The sequence below is a fragment of the Pseudomonas sp. V88_4 genome, assembly GCF_029967985.1.
GTDB lineage: Bacteria > Pseudomonadota > Gammaproteobacteria > Pseudomonadales > Pseudomonadaceae > Aquipseudomonas > Aquipseudomonas glycinae.
Window position 1 is genome coordinate 17,813 of sequence record NZ_JASCAF010000029.1, and the last position, 18,189, is coordinate 36,001.

The window sequence follows — 18,189 nt, forward strand, 5'->3', positions numbered from 1 at the left end:
CGAAAGGATAGACGCAGGCTTCAGACGTTGAAAATTCGCATTGAAATCTGCCGGGCATCGTCCGGCATGAACAGATGAGCAATGCCTTCGGCGTCAGTTCGGCGCTGGGTGGGGATCCCGTCAACTGTTGCAATGTAGGGCTGCTGCGGCAACGGTTCGCCGGTCATGCTCTCGACCAGACGATAAATGCGCGGCGTTCTGGTGGGCTGGGGCGGGGGGTTGTTCATCAGGTCGAGCACCGCCTGATCGAAGGCTGACTGGACAGGGGGCCACTCGCCGTCATCGGCTTCGGCCCTGAGTAACAGCCACTCGCCACGTTCGATGTGCTCCAGCACTTCGCTGTCCAGATCGAGCATCAGACCTGCCCGCAGCTGATCGAGACCTTCGAGGGATTGCCGCTCCAGCAGCACCTTGCAAACCCACTCCAGCGCCTGGTCCACCGGATAGACATGCAGGCGCTCGGTATCGGTCAGGTGCGAATGATGAACCAGCCTCATCCCAGGCTCTCGCTCTGCCACTCATCGGAGCCCATCGTCCGGCTGATCTCGTGCCGCCAGTAGATGCGGCGGTAGCTGAAGTGGACTTTTTCCCGCTGTGTCAGGTGTGACGTGGCGGGATCCTGACAGTCGGGCATAAAAACCTCGGTGCTGACGATCTGCGCGTCTTCCAGTTCAATCGTATAGAAGTGCTCCTGACTACCGTGGGCCGATGTTCGATAGAACTCCAGACAGCACTTGCTCAGCCGCTCACCGGAACACAGGGCGACCTGGATCAGCGGCGACGCTTTGTCGATGGTTTTGGTGATGACCAGCGGCTTGTGCATTCGCCGCCCGGCACCCGCGCCCTTGGGCAAGAGAATGCCGTGGCTGAAGGCCTGAACCATGATCTTGTCCTCACGTCCGTTCTGGTAGCTGTTGCCCACCGACGGTTCGGTGAAGGCACCGGCGCTGATCAGGCCCTGGCGGCTGCCGTGGATGGTCATGAAGGCTGGGGTTGGCATGGAATTTCTCCTTCTTTGGGTTGGGGTGGGGGAAAGGGGTGGGGTTCTTCGTAGAGATCTTCAATTTCGTCAAAGGGTATCCAGGGCTCGGCGAGCTCGAGAGTAATGAGGTATCGCTCTTGGTCGGGATGCCGAGAGTCTCGGAACCGTCCAAGGATCAACATCGCCTGATACTTGTCGCCGGCCTGCCAAAATGAACGTCCGGCGACCACACTGTCTCTGAGATAGACTCGCCACTCTGGTGTGTCCGCCATCGTCGGATCACTTCGCGTCCCGACTGGCCTCCAACCGTTTGCGCACCATTGGGCTTGCAGATCGAGAACGACCTTCAAGGCATCATCGATCAACAGGGGCTCGACCTGAGGAGACATGCGGATATCACCGACCAGGTGACCCTCGAACGTGAACGTAAAGAACCGCGCCGGCGGCGTTTCGAATCCGTACTGCGGATCGACAAATCGCAGGCGCGCATCTGTCCTGGAAGCGCCACCCCAGACGCGCCTGCCAACATGGCCCCATATAACGAGGGGGGCGGTCGAATGCTCACGCATGTATTCATAGGTTCCGCTTATGGACATGGCGATCACGGAGTCGCCCCACAAAGGCCGTGTCAACTGACGTGCGGCGGCCACGGCCAGAACACCACAAAGCATGAGCCATGCCCAGCAACGCCATCTGGGCAGACAGGATCGCAAGCGCATCAAGCATCCTCCATGGCAGCGATCTCACGAATGGATTGCGCCAGTGCGTCCCTGTTGCTGTCATTGAGCATCTGGTGAAAACGGGCGGCAGCCCGCAGGACAAACACCATCCGCTGATCGAGATCGGATAGGTCCGCCAGCGGGTTGCGGCCAAAATCGATGGTGCGGCCGTCATCGACTCGCTGACATTGACTGGTGAGGGTCAACTCGATGGCCTGCGCCACACCGGAAGGGAAGCCGGTCACGTAGGAAAAATGATTGCCACGCAACAACGTCACCAAATGGCGATTTTCGTAGATGCTCGGCTGGAGAATGTTTCGTTGTTCGTGCCAAGCCAGCTGATTCACACTTTCGGCAATATTCCCCGCATCTATCGCCTCGAATCCATTCAAGATTTCTTGAAACGCCTCACCGAAAGGAAGCGCTTTCCCCCCTATGGGCCAAAGCACCGGAAACCTTGCGTGCCCATAGATCGTTCTCCGTGTTTTCAGACACTTCTTCAACTCCGCCAACCCACGCACCGCATAAAACTGATGCAGCGGATAAACATCCAGAAACAGCGTGGTATTGCCCATCGCCATCATGTCGTACACATGCCGGAACTGTTGCTGCACCAATGACAGCTCTTCACCCGAAGTACGCAAATCCAGCGAAGGCACAGGGTTGCGCGCCCTCGCCTCTTGGTAATCCCCCCAGTCCTCGGCCTGTCGGGGCATTTTGTCCGGAGTGAGCAGCCCGGACTCACGGCGCCCATCCCGCACTCGCTGCCGCGCCTCATGCTCCTGGCGGATCAGCTCGATACTGTCCGCCGCATGCAGCAATCCACAACCGACCTGCTTGGACGCGAACGCCGCCAGCCCGGCCCACTGGAACCGCGAGTCATGCAGCCACAGTCGGGCATACGCGGCGTTGATCGCCCGGTTGCGCTGCACCGGATCGGCGATCAGCACGCCGTCAGGGGCGACGATGTTTTCCGCCTCCCGCTGATAGGCACGCCAAAGGCACTGGCACGTCAAAACCGGCACCTCGGTCACCCTCACCCGTTCGCCATACAACATCTCTTCATTGCACTCGCAGTCGGCAACGGGCGTGATGTTGTGATTCAGGCGCTGAGCATCGCTGGGGTATTTGTTGAAACACTGGGTCATGTCCGGGCAAACATCCGGTAGGGGTTTCCCTGACCCTACCAGCGCAAAACCCTTGCGAAACCGACCTTGGGAAAAATCAGAAAGCCCTGACAGACGATGACCATCCAGTGCGGGGGAAGCGTCCTCAAAAGCCTTGGGAAACATCCTTTAAGGCCCGGTTCACGGGCACTGGAACGACGAGCCAGTCCCGGATGAAACCGCCCGGTCAGAAACTGAATAGTGACGCACAGCAGATTATTGACGTACGACACTCATGTAAGGGAAAAGAGGTGCTAGCATAGAGCCACCAGTCGATCTCAGCATGCAGCCTAACTAGTAGTCAGGATATGACCGAGCCAGAAGACCCCAGCCGTGAGCGCCTCAAGCACCACTTTGCCCAGCGGGTAATTCATCAGGCACGTCAGATTCTTGAGATATGGCAGCGCCTGCAGCGCAGTGAGTGGTCCACTGCCGATCTCGCCGAACTGAGCGAGGCCAATCTGCGCCTGCTGCGTTTTGCCGAGCGTTTCGAACAGCCCGAACACACGCAACTGGCACGTCACATCAGCCAGTCGCTCGAAGCGGTGGACGCCAATCGCGGACGCCTGAGCAGCGGCCTGATCACCGATCTCAACCGTTTGATGCAGCGCCTGTCGCGCACCGGCCTGCGCCATGGCGATCAGCTTGATCAGACCTTCCTGCCGCCGCTGCGCAAACCGATCTACGTGATGCTGCAGGATCACGACCGCGCCGAGCGGCTGGCCAAGCAGCTGGAGTTTTTCGGTCTGAGCGCCCAGGCGCTGGACAGCGTGTCGGCGTTTCGTTCGTCGATGGTCGAGCGCCTGCCGGCCGCGATTGTCATGGACGTGGATTTCAGCGGTGCCGGCGTCGGTCTGAAACTCGCCGCCGAAGCCCAGCAAGGTCTGGAAGAACCGCTGCCGCTGCTGTTCTTCAGCCTGCACGAAACCGACACCCCGACCCGCCTCGCAGCGGTGCGCGCCGGTGGCCAGGAATTTCTCACCGGTACCCTCGAAGCCTCGAGCCTGCTGGAAAAAATCGAAGTCCTGACCTGCGTCGCCCAGTACGAACCCTATAAAGTGCTGATCATCGACGACTCCCGCGCCCAGGCCCTGCACACCGAACGCCTGCTCAACAGCGCCGGGATCGTCACCCGCACCCTGATCGAACCGATCCAGGCCATGGCCGAGCTGGCGGACTTCCAGCCAGACCTGATCATCCTCGACATGTACATGCCGGCCTGCACCGGCACCGAGCTGGCCAAGGTCATCCGCCACAACGACCGCTACGTCAGCGTGCCGATCATTTACCTGTCGGCCGAAGACGATCTGGACAAGCAGCTCGACGCCATGAGCGAAGGTGGCGACGACTTCCTGACCAAGCCGATCAAGCCGCGCCACCTGATCACCACCGTGCGCAACCGCGCCGCCCGCGCGCGTAACCTGAAAGCACGGATGGTCCGCGACAGCCTCACTGGCCTCTACAACCACACGCACATTCTGCAATTGCTCGAAGACTGCTCGTTCCGCGCCCGCCGCGAGAACAAGCCGCTGAGCTTTGCGATGCTCGACATCGACCACTTCAAGCGGGTCAATGACAGCCACGGCCATCCCATGGGCGACCGGGTGATCAAGAGCCTGGCGCTGTTCCTCAAGCAGCGTCTGCGCAAGACCGATTTCATCGGCCGTTACGGCGGCGAGGAATTCGCCATCGTCATGCCCGACACCGATATAGAAGCGGCGCACAAAGTGCTCGACGAAATCCGCCAGCGCTTTGCCGAGATCCACTACCCGGCCCAGCCGCAGGATCTGTGGTGCACCTTCAGCGCCGGCGTGGTGGAGATGCACGACGACTCCGACAGCCTGATGATGGCCAGCCAGGCCGACGAGGCGCTGTATCGCGCCAAGGGCGAGGGACGCAATCGGGTGCAGACCGCTCGCGACTCAAAGCAAAGTGCCACTTTTTCATCGGATTCGACCCAAACGGTCATAACCGTGTAACAGAACCGCAATAAATTCAGGCGCTTACCATTCTGCCGTTGGTAGCCGTCATGCGCCTGAAGTTGCTCACCAATCTCAACACTCTGTTGCTGGTCGCCGTCTGCGTGGCCCTCGGCGCCACGCTGTGGTGGTCGCAAAAAGCCCTGGAGCGCCCGTATCTGTTGATGGAGCGTTACCTGGGGCTGTCGCAGCAATTTCAGAATGACGTGGCACGCAACGTCGAAGATTACCTCGCCAGCGGCGACGCCCTGCGCCTGAGCAGCGCCAGTCAGGCCATCGATCTTTTGCAAAAAGAACTCGGAGAGTTGCCGCCCGCGCTGGCTGACACCTTGCGCCCGAGCCTCGCCGACCTCGATGGGTTCAGCAAGACCGACCTGCTGGCCGCCGGCAAACTGGCCGGCGATCCACAGGCCCTGCTGTTGCAGGCCGAGCGCGAATTGAGCGCCAGCCTCGATCAACTCAGCACCTACGCTGGCGGCAACGCGACCTACCTGACACCCCTTCTGGTCGCCTCTCAACATCTGGGCAAACTGTCGCTGGCCCGGGACAAACTGGTCAGCAGCGGACGCAGTGAACTGGCCGCCGATGTCGAGCGCGAAGTCAGCAACATTCGCGCCCAGGCCCAGGCGATCGACGCCCTGCCCTTGCTCGGCGTGGTCGCCAGCAGTGAATCCGGCAGCGACGATTTCGCCGCGATGATGGGCATCGAAAGCACAGCAAAAACCGCCGCCGAAGATGCCGGGGTCGGCCTCAAACGCGAACTCAACAGTTTGCTCGGTCGTTACCCGGCGGAGCTGGCGCGCACCCGCGAGCAGATCCAGAAACGCACCGACCTGAGCACCGCAACCCACCAGAAAATCGCCGCCGTGCAGCAAGCCATCGCCGGCCTCGAACCGGTGGTGCGCGCCCAGCACGGGCAAATCCAGGGTGAAGTCCGCCTGATGCAAGGCGTGATGATCGGTCTGATTCTGCTGATCGCGCTGCTGATCGACACCCTGCAACGACGCCTCGCCCGCACCCTGACCAACCTCGCACCGGCGCTGTCGACCTGGGCCGAAGGCGACTTCAGCCGCGACATTCATCTGGGCAAGACCAACCGCGAACTGCACGCCATCGAAGCCTCGCTCAATCGCCTGCGCGCTTATCTGGTGGATCTGGTCGGGACCATTCGTGGCAATGCCGAGCAAGTGGCCGGCAGCAGTCGCACCCTCGCCGAGCTGAGCAATGACTTGCACAGCGGTGCCGAACATCAGGCCGGCGATACCGCGCTGATCCGTGATTCCCTCGGCGAACTGGAAGCGACCATCCAGCAAGTGGCCGGCGATGCACGGCAGGCCGCCGACGCCAGCCGCCATGCCGGGCTGGCCGTCGAACACGGGCAACAGGTGATCGGCCAGAGTCTCACTGGTCTGCACGCGCTGGTCGGCGAAGTGCAAGGCAATGCGCAGATGATCGAACACCTGGCCGAAGAGTCGGCAACCATCGGCGGCGTGCTGACGGTGATCCGCTCGATTGCCGACCAGACCAACCTGCTGGCCCTCAACGCGGCGATCGAAGCCGCCCGCGCCGGGGAGATGGGCCGTGGTTTTGCCGTGGTGGCCGAAGAGGTCCGATCACTGGCGCAACGCACCGCCGGCGCCACCGCGGAAATCCAGACCCTGATCGCCGGCCTGCAAACTGCCGCCCGGCAATCGGTCGAGGGCATGCGCGCCCAGGTCGAACACGCCGAGGCCACGGCCAGTCAGGCGCAATCGGCGGACGGTGCGCTGGACAAGATTGTCGGCGCGATCCAGACCATCTCCGACACCGCTATCCGCATCGCCGACATCACCGCGCAACAGAGCGGTGCGGTCAGCGAGATCCGCGATCACAGCGAACGGATTCACCAGTTGGGCGGCGACAATCTGCTGCGCATCGGCCAAGGCCGCGAGCAAGGCGAGAACCTGCTGTTGCTGGGCGGCCAGCTGCACACCGCCGTGCAGGCGTTCCGCGTGTGACACACAGCGCAGGGCCAAGTCCGCTATCATTCCCGCACCTTTGATTCGCGAGATTGTCATGCGCCGTCTGCTCTGCCTGTTGCTTTTCGTCCTTGCCCTGCCGGCCGGCGCCGCCGGCCTGTTCGACAGCAAACCCAGCGCCACGCTGGGCTCGGTCAACAACAGCGCCGATTTCCTGCCGGTGCGCGAAGCCTTTCAACTGAGCCTGGTCGAGAGCACCCCGCAATCGGTCAAACTGCGCTTCGTGGCCACCGAAGGCTATTACCTCTACCGCCATCGCTTCCAGTTCCGTGCCGAGCCTGCCGAGGTGAAACTCGGTGCCGCACAGTTGCCCCAAGGCGAGCAGAAACACGACGAGTATTTCGGCGACGTCGAGGTCTACCACGGCATTCTCGACGTGGAGCTGCCACGCAATGATGCCCGAGTCTTCAGGCTGGCCGTCACCTATCAGGGCTGTGCCGACAAGGGCTTGTGCTATCCACCGGAAACCGAGCGCCTGAGCATCGAGGGCAACGCAGCGGCAAATAACGCGTCCACTCCGGTGACGGGTTGGGACTGGCGTGATCTGGCGCTGTTCTTTCTGGCGGGCCTGGGCCTGACCTTCACACCTTGCGTATTGCCGATGCTGCCGATTCTGTCCGGCGTGGTGCTGCGCGGGCAGGTCGGCGGTTTGCGTGGGTTTAACCTTTCCCTGGCTTATGTGCTGCCGATGGCCGCGTGCTTCGCGCTGCTCGGCGCATTGATGGGGCTGTTCGGTGCGCAACTGAATTTGCAGGCGCGGCTGCAATCGGCGTGGGTGCTGGTGCCGTTCGCGATGTTCTTTGCCGTTTTCGCGCTGGCGATGTTCGGCGTGTTCGAGCTGAAACTGCCGCACTTCATCAGCAGTCGCCTCGACCGGATCGCCGGGCGCACCGAAGGCGGCTCGCTGTGGGGCGCGGCAGTGTTGGGCGTGGTGTCGAGTCTGCTGGTCTCGCCGTGCGTTTCCGCACCGCTGGCCGGCGCGCTGCTTTATATCAGCGCCAGCGGCGATGCGCTGGGCGGTGGCCTGAAGCTGTTCATGCTCGGCCTGGGCATGGGCGCGCCGCTGTTGCTGGTGGCCACTGGCGGCGCGGCGTGGCTGCCGAAAAGCGGGCCGTGGATGATGTACGTGAAGAACGGCATCGGCGTGTTGCTGCTCGGGCTGGCGATCGGTTTGCTCAGCCGGGTACTGCCGGGGCAGATCACGTTGCTGCTGATCGGCTTGCTGGCCGGTGGTGTCGGCCTGTTCCTCGGTGCTCTGGAATTCGTCTACAAACCGCCGCGCAAACGCCTCGGCCAGTTGCTCGGCATGTTCCTGCTGTTTTACGCGCTGGCCTGCTGGTACGGCGCGTTCAGCGGGCAGACCGACCCGCTGAACCCGATAGCCCCGGCACGCCTTGCCGACAGCGGCTCGAGCGCGCAGAACAGCGGTTCGTGGCAGACCGTCAGCACCCCGGCGGAACTGGATCGGGTGCTGCTCGAAGCGAAAACCGTCGGCACCCCGCTGCTGCTCGACTGGTATGCCGACTGGTGCATCAGCTGCAAAGTCATCGAACACGAAGTACTCAATGACGCCACGGTGGTGGAGCGGCTCAAGGGCTATCGACTGATCCGCTTCGATATCACCGCCAGCAATGCCGAACAGCGCACCCTGCTCGACCGCTACAGCCTGTTCGGCCCACCGGCGCTGATGTTCTTCGGCAAGGACGGGGTGGAACGTCGCGATGTGCGGGTAATCGGCGAGATCAACGCCAGCGACTTCGCCGAACGTGTCGCTAAAGCGAATGACCGGATTTAATCAGTCAGTCACATATTTTGCGCAAACATCGGACATCGTGCTGGCTATTGCAGAGAACTGGACAGTCACAAAGTCTTTGCGGCATAGTCGCCGGGTTCTGACGAAGGCTCACCCATAACAAGGAACACGCAGATGGCAACGCTACTGGTGCTGCACGGCCCCAACCTGAACCTGCTCGGCACCCGGGAACCGGGGACCTACGGGTCGACCACCCTGGCGCAGATCAATCAGGATCTGGAACGCCGCGCCCGTGAAGCCGGCCACCATCTGCTGTATCTGCAAAGCAATGCCGAGTACGAATTGATCGATCGCATCCACGCCGCACGCGGCGAGGGCGTGGACTTCATTCTGATCAACCCGGCAGCATTTACACACACAAGTGTCGCATTACGTGACGCGCTGCTGGGAGTGAGCATCCCATTCATCGAAGTGCATTTGTCCAACGTGCACAAACGCGAACCTTTCCGCCATCACTCCTACTTCTCCGATGTAGCGGTAGGAGTGATCTGCGGCCTTGGCGCCAGCGGTTACCGACTGGCCCTGGAGGCTGCACTAGAGCAGCTTGAACACCAAGCTAAACGCCCCTGACCGACCCTTGGGAGTTGATGATTCATGGATATCCGTAAAGTTAAGAAACTGATCGAATTGCTGGAAGAGTCCGGCATCGACGAGCTCGAGATCAAGGAAGGCGAAGAGTCCGTACGCATCAGCCGTCACAGCAAGACCCCGGCGCAGCAGTACTACGCTCCGGCTCCGATGCAGGCTCCGGCCGCTGCACCTGCCGCCGCTGCCGCTCCGGTTGCTGCTGCAGCCGCCGCTCCAGCTGCCGCTGCTGCGCCAGCGCTGAACGGCACCGTTGCCCGTTCGCCGATGGTCGGCACCTTCTATCGCAAATCTTCGCCAACCTCGCCGTCCTTCGTTGAAGTCGGCCAGACCGTGAAGAAAGGCGACACCCTGTGCATCGTCGAAGCCATGAAGATGATGAACCACATCGAAGCTGAAACCAGCGGTGTGATCGAGTCCATCCTCGTCGAAGACGGCCAGCCGGTTGAGTACGACCAACCGCTGTTCACCATCGTTTGAACTGCGGAGAGCCTTTGATGACTGCGAAGTTGGAAAAAGTTCTGATCGCTAACCGCGGTGAGATCGCCCTGCGGATTCTGCGTGCCTGCAAAGAGATGGGCATCAAGACCGTCGCCGTTTACTCCAAGGCCGACAAAGAGCTGATGCACCTGGGTCTGGCAGACGAATCCGTCTGCATCGGCCCGGCTTCTGCCGCGCACTCCTACCTGCACATCCCGGCAATCATTGCGGCCGCTGAAGTGACTGGCGCTACCGCCATTCACCCAGGCTACGGTTTCCTCGCGGAAAACGCCGACTTTGCCGAGCAGGTCGAGAACTCCGGCTTCGCCTTCATCGGCCCGAAAGCCGAAACCATTCGCCTGATGGGCGACAAGGTATCGGCCAAGCACGCGATGATCGAAGCGGGCGTGCCAACCGTACCAGGTTCCGACGGCCCGCTGCCGGAAGACGAGGAAACGGCGCTGCGCATCGGTCGTGAAGTCGGCTACCCGGTGATCATCAAGGCCGCCGGCGGCGGTGGTGGTCGCGGCATGCGTGTGGTGCACAAGGAAGAAGACCTGATCGCCTCGGCAAAGCTGACCCGCTCCGAAGCTGGCGCGGCGTTCGGCAACCCGATGGTCTATCTGGAAAAATTCCTGACCAACCCGCGTCACGTCGAAGTGCAGGTTCTGTCCGACGGCCAGGGCAACGCCATCCATCTGGGCGACCGCGATTGCTCGCTGCAACGCCGTCACCAGAAAGTTCTCGAAGAAGCACCGGCACCGGGCATCGACGAGAACGCGCGCAAGGAAGTCCTGGCCCGCTGCGTCAAGGCGTGCATCGACATCGGCTACCGTGGCGCCGGCACCTTCGAGTTCCTGTACGAGAACGGTCGTTTCTACTTCATCGAAATGAACACCCGTGTTCAGGTGGAGCACCCGGTTTCGGAAATGGTCACCGGTATCGACATCGTCAAGGAGATGCTGAGCATCGCCGCTGGCAACAAGCTGTCGTATACCCAGGATGATGTGGTCATCCGTGGTCACTCGCTGGAATGCCGGATCAACGCCGAAGACCCGAAAACCTTCATGCCGAGCCCGGGTACGGTCAAGCATTTCCACGCTCCAGGCGGCAACGGCGTTCGCGTCGATTCGCACCTGTACAGCGGTTATGCCGTTCCGCCGAACTACGACTCGCTGATCGGCAAGCTGATCACTTACGGCGCAACCCGCGACGAAGCCATGGCGCGCATGCGCAATGCCCTGGACGAAATCGTGGTCGACGGGATCAAGACCAACATCCCGCTGCACCGTGATCTGACCCGCGACGAAGGCTTCTGCAAAGGGGGGGTGAACATTCACTACCTCGAGCACAAGCTGGCTGGCGACAAGCACTAAGCTTCAGCCCGCACCTGACAAGGCCGCCTTCGGGCGGCTTTGTTGTTTCCGAAGGTTTCATCTGCTCACACATTCCCCGCTCCCACAAAACCGTCGCGCTCGCGTAAACTTGCGCGCTTCTCGCAGGCCGCTAGGCTGCAATCAATCTTTTTCACAGGTGCCCGCCATGCCTTGGCTGCAAGTCCGTCTCGCCATCAGCCCAGAACAAGCCGAAACCTACGAAGACGCTTTCCTTGAAGTGGGCGCCGTTTCGGTGACCTTCATGGACGCCGAAGACCAGCCGATCTTCGAGCCGGAACTCAACACCACCCCGCTGTGGGCACACACCCACCTGCTGGCCCTGTTCGAGGGCGGCACCGAAGCCGCCCCGGTACTGGCCCATCTGGAACTGCTGACCGGCAGCCCGCTGCCCGAGCACCACAGCGAAGTCATCGAAGACCAGGACTGGGAACGCAGCTGGATGGACGGTTTCCAGCCGATGCGTTTCGGCCAGCGCCTGTGGATCGTACCGAGCTGGCACGCCGCACCGGAGCCGGACGCGGTCAACCTGCTGCTGGATCCGGGCCTGGCGTTCGGCACCGGCACCCACCCGACCACCGCCCTGTGCCTGGAATGGCTGGACGGCCAGGACCTGAAAGACTGCAACGTGCTGGACTTCGGCTGCGGCTCGGGGATTCTGGCGATTGCCGCCCTGCTGCTCGGCGCGAAAGAAGCCGTGGGCACCGACATCGACGTGCAGGCACTCGAAGCCTCCCGCGACAACGCCGGCCGCAACAATATCGCTGACGAACTGTTCCCGCTGTACCTGCCGGAAGACCTGCCGCAGGTCAAAGCCGACGTGCTGGTGGCCAACATTCTGGCCGGCCCCCTGGTTTCCCTGGCGCCGCAACTGTCCGGCCTGGTCAAGTCCGGCGGGCGTCTGGCACTGTCCGGGATCCTCGCAGAACAAGGTGACGAAGTCGCCGCTGCCTACGCACAGGACTTCGATCTCGACCCGATCGCCAATCGTGATGGCTGGGTGCGCATCACCGGCCGTCGGCGCTAGAATGACCGCCTGCTCAATCCGGATCGCCGCATGACCGACAGTTTCGTCACCCAGTGCCCGCATTGCCAAACCAGTTTCCGCGTCAGCCACGCTCAGTTGAGCGTGGCCCGCGGGGTGGTTCGTTGCGGCTCCTGCCTGCAAGTGTTCAATGCCGCCAAGCAATTGCTGGAGCAACACGCAGGCAAGGAAGCGGTCACGCCGGTGGCGCCGTCAATCAGCGAGCCACCGCCGATCAACGAGCCTGCGCCTGTCGAGCCACCGGCCATCGTCGAAGCGCCCGAACCGCGCGTCATCAGCCAGAAGCAATGGAGCGCCGCCGAGCTGGATCTGGACAGCCTGGATCTGGACGAAGAACTGGCCCGCCTCGAGCAACGGGAAATCCAGCCGACCACCGAGTTCGGCCGCCCGCGCGAAGACGCCCTGAGCGCTCGCCGCGACAGCCACGAACCGGAAGACACGAAATGGCCGGACAGCCTGTTCAGCGAACCGGCGGATGAGCGCGCACCCGAAGTCGAAGATGAACCGGAAGCCATCGAGCCCGAGCCGATCCGACCGGAGCGCACCGAACCGTCGCTGTCGCTGGAGCCGGTGGATCTCGATGACGAACCGCCTATTCCGCAACTGCGCCTGCACGACCCGATCGACCCGAATACGCGCCGCGAACGCCTGTCGGCCAGTGATGACGTCGACGACGAATTGCCACTGATCGAAGCACCGCGCAAAAAGCGCGAACGCGTCGAATCCAGCGTTCGCGCCGAAGCCTTGCAGGATCTGACCGACGACCCGCTGCAACTGGACTGGCAAAAACGCAGCTCGCCCTGGGGCCGTCGCCTGCTCTGGCTGTTGCTGATCGTGCTGGCCGCCGCCGGCTTGGGCGGACAGTACGTCGCCTATCACTTCGATGAACTGGCTCGCCAGGATCAATACCGGCCCTGGTTCCAGCAACTGTGCCCGCAAATTGGCTGCACGGTGCCGTCCAAGGTGGATATCGCCAAGATCAAGAGCAGCAACCTGGTGGTGCGCAGTCATCCGGAATTCAGCGGTGCGCTGGTGGTGGACGCGATCATTTATAACCGCGCGCCGTTCTCGCAACCGTTTCCGCTGCTGGAGCTGCGCTTCGCCGACCTCAACGGCCACCTGATCGCCAGTCGTCGCTTCAAACCCGGCGAATACCTCAACGGCGACCTCGAAGGCATGGCGGAAATGCCGCCGCAGACGCCGATCCACATCGCCCTCGACATTCTCGATCCAGGACCGAAAGCCGTGAACTACAGCCTGAGTTTCCACTCGCCCGAGTGAAACACTGCGCCGCTCCCGGATTGACGGCAGTTTTCTGACTGCGCGACGCGCGACCAAACCGGCGGTAATAACAGAATAACTGTTCAGATTTTGTTCAATTCAGCCTTTATCCAGTCATCGAGAGCGGGTATCATGCCAACCCTTTTTCGAACTCTCATGATCCGGCCCCACTTCAGGGAAGTCCTATGTCGGCGGTACGCATCGGCCCATATACATTGCAGAACGGCTTGATCCTCGCCCCGATGGCGGGCGTCACCGACCAGCCCTTTCGTCAGCTGTGCAAGCGTCTGGGCGCAGGGCTTGTAGTCTCGGAAATGGTCACCAGTGACATGAGCCTGTGGAACACCCGCAAGTCGCGCATGCGCATGATCCACGAAGGCGATCCCGAGCCACGCTCGGTGCAGATTGCCGGTGGCGATGCGCAGATGCTCGCGGATGCGGCCCGGGCCAACGTCGAACTGGGCGCACAGATTATTGATATCAACATGGGTTGCCCGGCGAAGAAGGTCTGTAACAAGGCCGCCGGCTCCGCGCTGTTGAAGGATGAGGCACTGGTTACCGAGATCCTGCACGCCGTCGTGGCGGCGGTTGATGTGCCGGTGACCCTGAAGATCCGCACCGGATGGGATCGCGACAACAAGAACGGCCTGACCGTGGCGAAGATCGCCGAGCAGGCCGGGATCACGGCGCTGGCGGTGCATGGCCGCACCCGCGCCGACCTGTACACCGGTGAAGCCGAGTACGACACCATTGCCGCGATCAAGCAGGCGGTGTCGATTCCGGTGTTTGCCAACGGCGACATCGTATCGCCGGAAAAGGCCCGCTACGTGCTCGACGCGACCGGTGCCGATGGCCTGTTGATCGGCCGGGCTGCCCAGGGGCGGCCATGGATTTTTCGCGAGATCGAACACTTCCTGCGTACCGGCGAAAAACTGCCGGCGCCGGAGCTGATCGAGGTGGAACGCATTCTGCTTGAGCATCTGGCCGCCCTTCACGCCTTCTATGGGGACGTGATGGGTGTGCGAATTGCCCGCAAGCATGTGGGCTGGTATCTCGCAACCTTGCCGGGCGCCAGGGAATTTCGCGCCCACTTCAATCGTTTGGATGGTACGGAAACACAATGCGCCAACGTTCGGGAGTTCTTCGCCGAACGTTACAAGAGCCTGACAGGGGACGAAGAAGGGGTGGCCGCATGACGATGATGACCGAGACTTTAGTGAGTGGAACAACACCCGTGAGCGACAACGTGAATTTGAAACAGCACCTCAATACCCCGAGCGAAGAAGGCCAGACCCTTCGCGGGAGTGTCGAGAAGGCGCTGCACAATTATTTCGCCCACCTTGAGGGCGCGTCCGTCACGGACGTGTACAACCTGGTGCTCTCCGAAGTCGAGGCTCCCCTGCTCGAAAGCGTGATGAACTACGTCAAGGGCAACCAGACCAAGGCCAGCGAGCTGCTCGGACTGAACCGCGGCACGCTGCGCAAGAAACTCAAGCAGTACGATCTGCTGTAAGCATTCAATCAAACCAGAAAGGCGCCCGCGTAAAACCGGTCGCCTTTTTTGCTGACTTCCCTTGCTTTTGATGGAAATTGAGATGACCGACCAGACTACCCGCCTGCCGATCCGCCGCGCCTTGATCAGTGTTTCCGACAAGACCGGGATCCTCGAATTCGCCAGGGAGCTGGAAGCCCTGGGCGTGGAAATCCTTTCCACCGGCGGGACCTTCAAACTGCTGCAGGACAACGGCGTGGCCGCAGTGGAAGTCGCGGATTACACCGGTTTCGCAGAGATGATGGACGGTCGGGTGAAAACCCTGCACCCGAAAATCCACGGCGGGATCCTCGGTCGTCGCGGTATCGACGACGCGATCATGAACGAGCACGGCATCAAGCCGATCGACCTGGTAGCCGTCAACCTGTATCCGTTTGAAGCCACCATCAGCAAGCCAGGCTGCGACCTGCCGACCGCCATCGAGAACATCGACATCGGCGGCCCGACCATGGTCCGTTCGGCGGCGAAAAACCACAAAGACGTGGCTATCGTGGTGAATGCCAGCGATTACGCCAACGTCCTGGAAAACCTCAAGGCCGGTGGCCTGACCTACGCTCAGCGTTTCGACCTGATGCTCAAGGCGTTCGAACACACCGCCGCCTACGACGGCATGATCGCCAACTACATGGGCACCGTGAACCAGGCTGCCGAAACCCTGAGCACCGAAGGTCGCAGCGAATTCCCGCGCACCTTCAACAGCCAGTTCATCAAGGCCCAGGAAATGCGCTACGGCGAGAACCCGCACCAGAGCGCGGCGTTCTACGTTGAAGCCAAGCCTGCCGAAGTCGGCATCGCCACCGCCACCCAGCTGCAAGGCAAGGAACTGTCGTACAACAACGTGGCCGACACCGACGCCGCGCTGGAATGCGTGAAGAGCTTCGTCAAGCCGGCCTGCGTGATCGTCAAGCACGCCAACCCGTGCGGCGTGGCCGTGAGCCCGGACGCCGAAGGTGGCATCCGTCAGGCCTACGAACTGGCCTACGCCACTGACACCGAATCGGCGTTCGGCGGCATCATCGCCTTCAACCGTGAACTGGATGCCGAGACCGCCAAGGCGATCGTCGAGCGTCAGTTCGTCGAAGTGATCATCGCCCCAAGCGTCAGCGAAGAAGCCCGCGCCATTGTTGCAGCCAAGGCCAACGTGCGCCTGCTGGCCTGCGGCGAGTGGTCGGCGGATCGCGTTCCGGCCTGGGACTACAAGCGTGTCAATGGCGGTCTGCTGGTACAGAGCCGCGACATCGGCATGATCGGTGCCGACGACCTGAAAGTGGTGACCAAGCGCGCCCCGACCGAGCAGGAAGTCCACGACCTGATCTTCGCCTGGAAAGTGGCCAAGTTCGTCAAATCCAACGCCATCGTCTACGCCAAGAACCGTCAGACCATCGGTGTCGGCGCCGGCCAGATGAGCCGCGTGAACTCGGCGCGTATCGCTGCGATCAAGGCTGAGCACGCGGGTCTGCAAGTGGCTGGTTCGGTGATGGCATCCGATGCGTTCTTCCCGTTCCGCGACGGCCTGGACAATGCGGCCAAGGTCGGTATCACGGCGGTGATCCAGCCAGGCGGCTCGATGCGTGATGCTGAAGTGATTGCTGCTGCCGACGAGGCCGGTATCGCGATGGTCTTCACAGGCATGCGCCACTTCCGTCACTGATACACGGCAGCTACAAGCCTCAAGCTGCAAGCTGCAAGAAAGAGCAGTCAGGTATCGCTCCTTCTTGCAGTTGCAGCCTCATTAATTCAGAGCCATAAGCTGTAATCGAGAGTCACACACTCGCTCTTGCTTGCAGCTTGTAGCTTGCAGCTTTCTCCGAAGGAGTCTCTCATTGAACGTTTTGATCATTGGCAGCGGTGGCCGCGAACACGCCCTGGCCTGGAAAGTGGCTCAGGATCCGCGAGTGCAGAAAGTTTTCGTCGCACCGGGCAACGCCGGCACCGCGATTGAAGCCAAGTGCGAAAACGTCGCCATCGACGTGCTGGCCCTCGAGCAGCTCGCTGACTTCGCCGAGAAAAACGTTTCCCTGACCATCGTCGGTCCGGAAGTGCCATTGGTGGCCGGCGTCGTTGACCTGTTCCGCTCCCGTGGCCTGGACTGCTTCGGTCCGACCGCCGGCGCCGCGCAGCTGGAAGGTTCGAAAGCCTTCACCAAGGATTTCCTGGCGCGCCACAAGATCCCGACCGCCGACTACCAGAACTTCACCGAGATCGAGCCGGCCCTGGCTTACCTGCGTGAAAAAGGCGCACCGATCGTGATCAAGGCCGACGGCCTGGCCGCCGGTAAAGGCGTGATCGTCGCCATGACCCTGGCCGAAGCCGAAGACGCCGTGCGCGACATGCTCGCCGGCAATGCCTTTGGCGACGCTGGCTCGCGCGTCGTCATCGAAGAATTCCTCGACGGCGAAGAAGCCAGCTTCATCGTCATGGTCGACGGCAAGAATGTACTGCCGATGGCCACCAGCCAGGACCACAAACGCGTCGGCGACGGCGACAGCGGCCCCAACACCGGCGGCATGGGTGCTTACTCCCCTGCACCGGTGGTCACCGCCGAGGTGCACCAGCGCGTGATGGACCAGGTGATCTGGCCGACCGTGCGCGGCATGGCCGACGAAGGCAATGTCTACACCGGTTTCCTGTACGCCGGTCTGATGATCGACAAGGCCGGCAATCCGAAGGTCATCGAGTTCAACTGCCGTTTCGGCGACCCGGAAACCCAACCGGTGATGCTGCGTCTGCAATCGAGCCTGGTGCTGTTGGTTGAAGCCGCGCTGGCTCAGGCGCTGGACAAGGTTGAAGCGCAGTGGGATCCACGCCCGAGCGTCGGCATCGTGCTGGCCGCTGGCGGCTACCCGGGTGACTACGCCAAGGGCGCACCGATCAACGGTCTGGACGCCGCCGCCGCACTGGAAGGCAAAGTCTTTCACGCCGGCACCGCGCTCAAGGATGGCAAGGTCGTGACGTCCGGTGGTCGGGTTCTTTGCGCCACCGCCATGGGCGCCAGCGTCGGCACCGCCCAGGAGCAAGCCTACAAACTGGCCAAGGCCATCGACTGGGAAGGCTGCTTCTACCGCACCGACATTGGCTACCGCGCCATTGCCCGTGAACGCGGTGAGTCTCAGTAATAAGCTACGCCGTGTTTCCGGCAGGGGCCCATCGCCCTTGCCGGACTGTTCCGACGCTG

16 protein-coding genes are annotated in these 18,189 nt (G+C 61.8%); 12 read left to right on the forward strand and 4 right to left on the reverse strand.

Features of this window, described 5'->3' with window-relative positions; genetic code table 11:
• Positions 1-20: 20 nt before the first annotated feature.
• The 4 genes from QLG12_RS08760 to QLG12_RS08775 form a co-directional block, all read right to left on the reverse strand.
• The gene (locus tag QLG12_RS08760) at positions 21-497 is read right to left on the reverse strand and encodes a hypothetical protein (protein WP_236194645.1); all 477 of its coding nucleotides are present in this window, start codon (positions 495-497) and stop codon (positions 21-23) included.
• Complete coding sequence (locus QLG12_RS08765; RefSeq protein ID WP_236194646.1) at positions 494-1,000, reverse strand: Hcp family type VI secretion system effector; 507 nt, start codon at positions 998-1,000, stop codon at positions 494-496. The genes QLG12_RS08760 and QLG12_RS08765 overlap by 4 nt, the downstream gene beginning before the upstream one ends.
• A complete protein-coding gene (locus tag QLG12_RS08770) occupies positions 979-1,578 on the reverse strand; it encodes a hypothetical protein (protein WP_349016981.1) in 600 nt (199 codons plus the stop codon). Before QLG12_RS08770 ends, QLG12_RS08765 begins: the two co-directional genes overlap by 22 nt.
• A 122-nt stretch (positions 1,579-1,700) precedes the next feature.
• Positions 1,701-2,849: a hypothetical protein gene (locus QLG12_RS08775; protein ID WP_282474355.1), complete on the reverse strand. Its 1,149-nt coding sequence runs from the start codon at positions 2,847-2,849 to the stop codon at positions 1,701-1,703.
• Between the two features lie 326 nt (positions 2,850-3,175).
• Between QLG12_RS08775 and gcbA the strand changes: the two genes are divergently transcribed.
• From gcbA to purD, 12 genes are all read left to right on the forward strand, one after another.
• Positions 3,176-4,846 (forward strand): diguanylate cyclase GcbA, encoded by a 1,671-nt coding sequence (gene gcbA, locus QLG12_RS08780; protein ID WP_064379216.1) that lies wholly within the window; start codon positions 3,176-3,178, stop codon positions 4,844-4,846.
• Between the two features lie 50 nt (positions 4,847-4,896).
• Entirely contained in the window at positions 4,897-6,843 is a 1,947-nt protein-coding gene (locus tag QLG12_RS08785) for a methyl-accepting chemotaxis protein (RefSeq protein ID WP_282474322.1), read from the forward strand.
• Positions 6,844-6,901: 58 nt separating this feature from the next.
• Complete coding sequence (locus tag QLG12_RS08790) at positions 6,902-8,659, forward strand: protein-disulfide reductase DsbD (protein ID WP_282474323.1); 1,758 nt, start codon at positions 6,902-6,904, stop codon at positions 8,657-8,659.
• Positions 8,660-8,791: 132 nt separating this feature from the next.
• Complete coding sequence (aroQ, locus tag QLG12_RS08795; RefSeq protein WP_011332265.1) at positions 8,792-9,247, forward strand: type II 3-dehydroquinate dehydratase; 456 nt, start codon at positions 8,792-8,794, stop codon at positions 9,245-9,247.
• 24 nt (positions 9,248-9,271) lie between these two features.
• Entirely contained in the window at positions 9,272-9,742 is a 471-nt protein-coding gene (gene accB / locus QLG12_RS08800) for an acetyl-CoA carboxylase biotin carboxyl carrier protein (RefSeq protein ID WP_064379210.1), read from the forward strand.
• Positions 9,743-9,759: 17 nt separating this feature from the next.
• A complete protein-coding gene (gene accC, locus QLG12_RS08805) occupies positions 9,760-11,118 on the forward strand; it encodes an acetyl-CoA carboxylase biotin carboxylase subunit (protein WP_085655569.1) in 1,359 nt (452 codons plus the stop codon).
• Positions 11,119-11,284: 166 nt separating this feature from the next.
• Positions 11,285-12,163 carry a 50S ribosomal protein L11 methyltransferase gene (prmA, locus tag QLG12_RS08810; RefSeq protein ID WP_007951025.1) on the forward strand — a complete coding sequence of 293 codons (879 nt, stop codon included), beginning with the start codon at positions 11,285-11,287 and terminating at the stop codon, positions 12,161-12,163.
• Between the two features lie 30 nt (positions 12,164-12,193).
• Positions 12,194-13,462, forward strand: a complete 1,269-nt coding sequence (locus QLG12_RS08815) for a DUF3426 domain-containing protein (protein WP_282474324.1) — start codon at positions 12,194-12,196, stop codon at positions 13,460-13,462.
• Positions 13,463-13,647: 185 nt separating this feature from the next.
• The gene (dusB, locus tag QLG12_RS08820) at positions 13,648-14,658 is read left to right on the forward strand and encodes a tRNA dihydrouridine synthase DusB (protein WP_064379205.1); all 1,011 of its coding nucleotides are present in this window, start codon (positions 13,648-13,650) and stop codon (positions 14,656-14,658) included.
• Positions 14,655-14,975, forward strand: a complete 321-nt coding sequence (fis, locus tag QLG12_RS08825; protein ID WP_002555375.1) for a DNA-binding transcriptional regulator Fis — start codon at positions 14,655-14,657, stop codon at positions 14,973-14,975. Before dusB ends, fis begins: the two co-directional genes overlap by 4 nt.
• 82 nt (positions 14,976-15,057) lie before the next feature.
• Positions 15,058-16,665, forward strand: coding sequence for a bifunctional phosphoribosylaminoimidazolecarboxamide formyltransferase/IMP cyclohydrolase (gene purH, locus QLG12_RS08830; RefSeq protein ID WP_039772035.1), 1,608 nt, complete (start codon positions 15,058-15,060; stop codon positions 16,663-16,665).
• A gap of 172 nt (positions 16,666-16,837) precedes the next feature.
• Entirely contained in the window at positions 16,838-18,130 is a 1,293-nt protein-coding gene (gene purD, locus QLG12_RS08835) for a phosphoribosylamine--glycine ligase (RefSeq protein ID WP_197869865.1), read from the forward strand.
• Positions 18,131-18,189 lie beyond the last annotated feature (59 nt).

Coding starts and splice junctions, on each gene's coding strand:
- QLG12_RS08760 (WP_236194645.1), bottom strand. CDS start 497: ATGAGGCTGGTTCATCATTCGCACCTGACCGATACCGAGCGCCTGCAT.
- QLG12_RS08765 (WP_236194646.1), bottom strand. CDS start 1,000: ATGCCAACCCCAGCCTTCATGACCATCCACGGCAGCCGCCAGGGCCTG.
- QLG12_RS08770 (WP_349016981.1), bottom strand. CDS start 1,578: ATGTCCATAAGCGGAACCTATGAATACATGCGTGAGCATTCGACCGCC.
- QLG12_RS08775 (WP_282474355.1), bottom strand. CDS start 2,849: ATGACCCAGTGTTTCAACAAATACCCCAGCGATGCTCAGCGCCTGAAT.
- gcbA (WP_064379216.1), top strand. CDS start 3,176: ATGACCGAGCCAGAAGACCCCAGCCGTGAGCGCCTCAAGCACCACTTT.
- QLG12_RS08785 (WP_282474322.1), top strand. CDS start 4,897: ATGCGCCTGAAGTTGCTCACCAATCTCAACACTCTGTTGCTGGTCGCC.
- QLG12_RS08790 (WP_282474323.1), top strand. CDS start 6,902: ATGCGCCGTCTGCTCTGCCTGTTGCTTTTCGTCCTTGCCCTGCCGGCC.
- aroQ (WP_011332265.1), top strand. CDS start 8,792: ATGGCAACGCTACTGGTGCTGCACGGCCCCAACCTGAACCTGCTCGGC.
- accB (WP_064379210.1), top strand. CDS start 9,272: ATGGATATCCGTAAAGTTAAGAAACTGATCGAATTGCTGGAAGAGTCC.
- accC (WP_085655569.1), top strand. CDS start 9,760: ATGACTGCGAAGTTGGAAAAAGTTCTGATCGCTAACCGCGGTGAGATC.
- prmA (WP_007951025.1), top strand. CDS start 11,285: ATGCCTTGGCTGCAAGTCCGTCTCGCCATCAGCCCAGAACAAGCCGAA.
- QLG12_RS08815 (WP_282474324.1), top strand. CDS start 12,194: ATGACCGACAGTTTCGTCACCCAGTGCCCGCATTGCCAAACCAGTTTC.
- dusB (WP_064379205.1), top strand. CDS start 13,648: ATGTCGGCGGTACGCATCGGCCCATATACATTGCAGAACGGCTTGATC.
- fis (WP_002555375.1), top strand. CDS start 14,655: ATGACGATGATGACCGAGACTTTAGTGAGTGGAACAACACCCGTGAGC.
- purH (WP_039772035.1), top strand. CDS start 15,058: ATGACCGACCAGACTACCCGCCTGCCGATCCGCCGCGCCTTGATCAGT.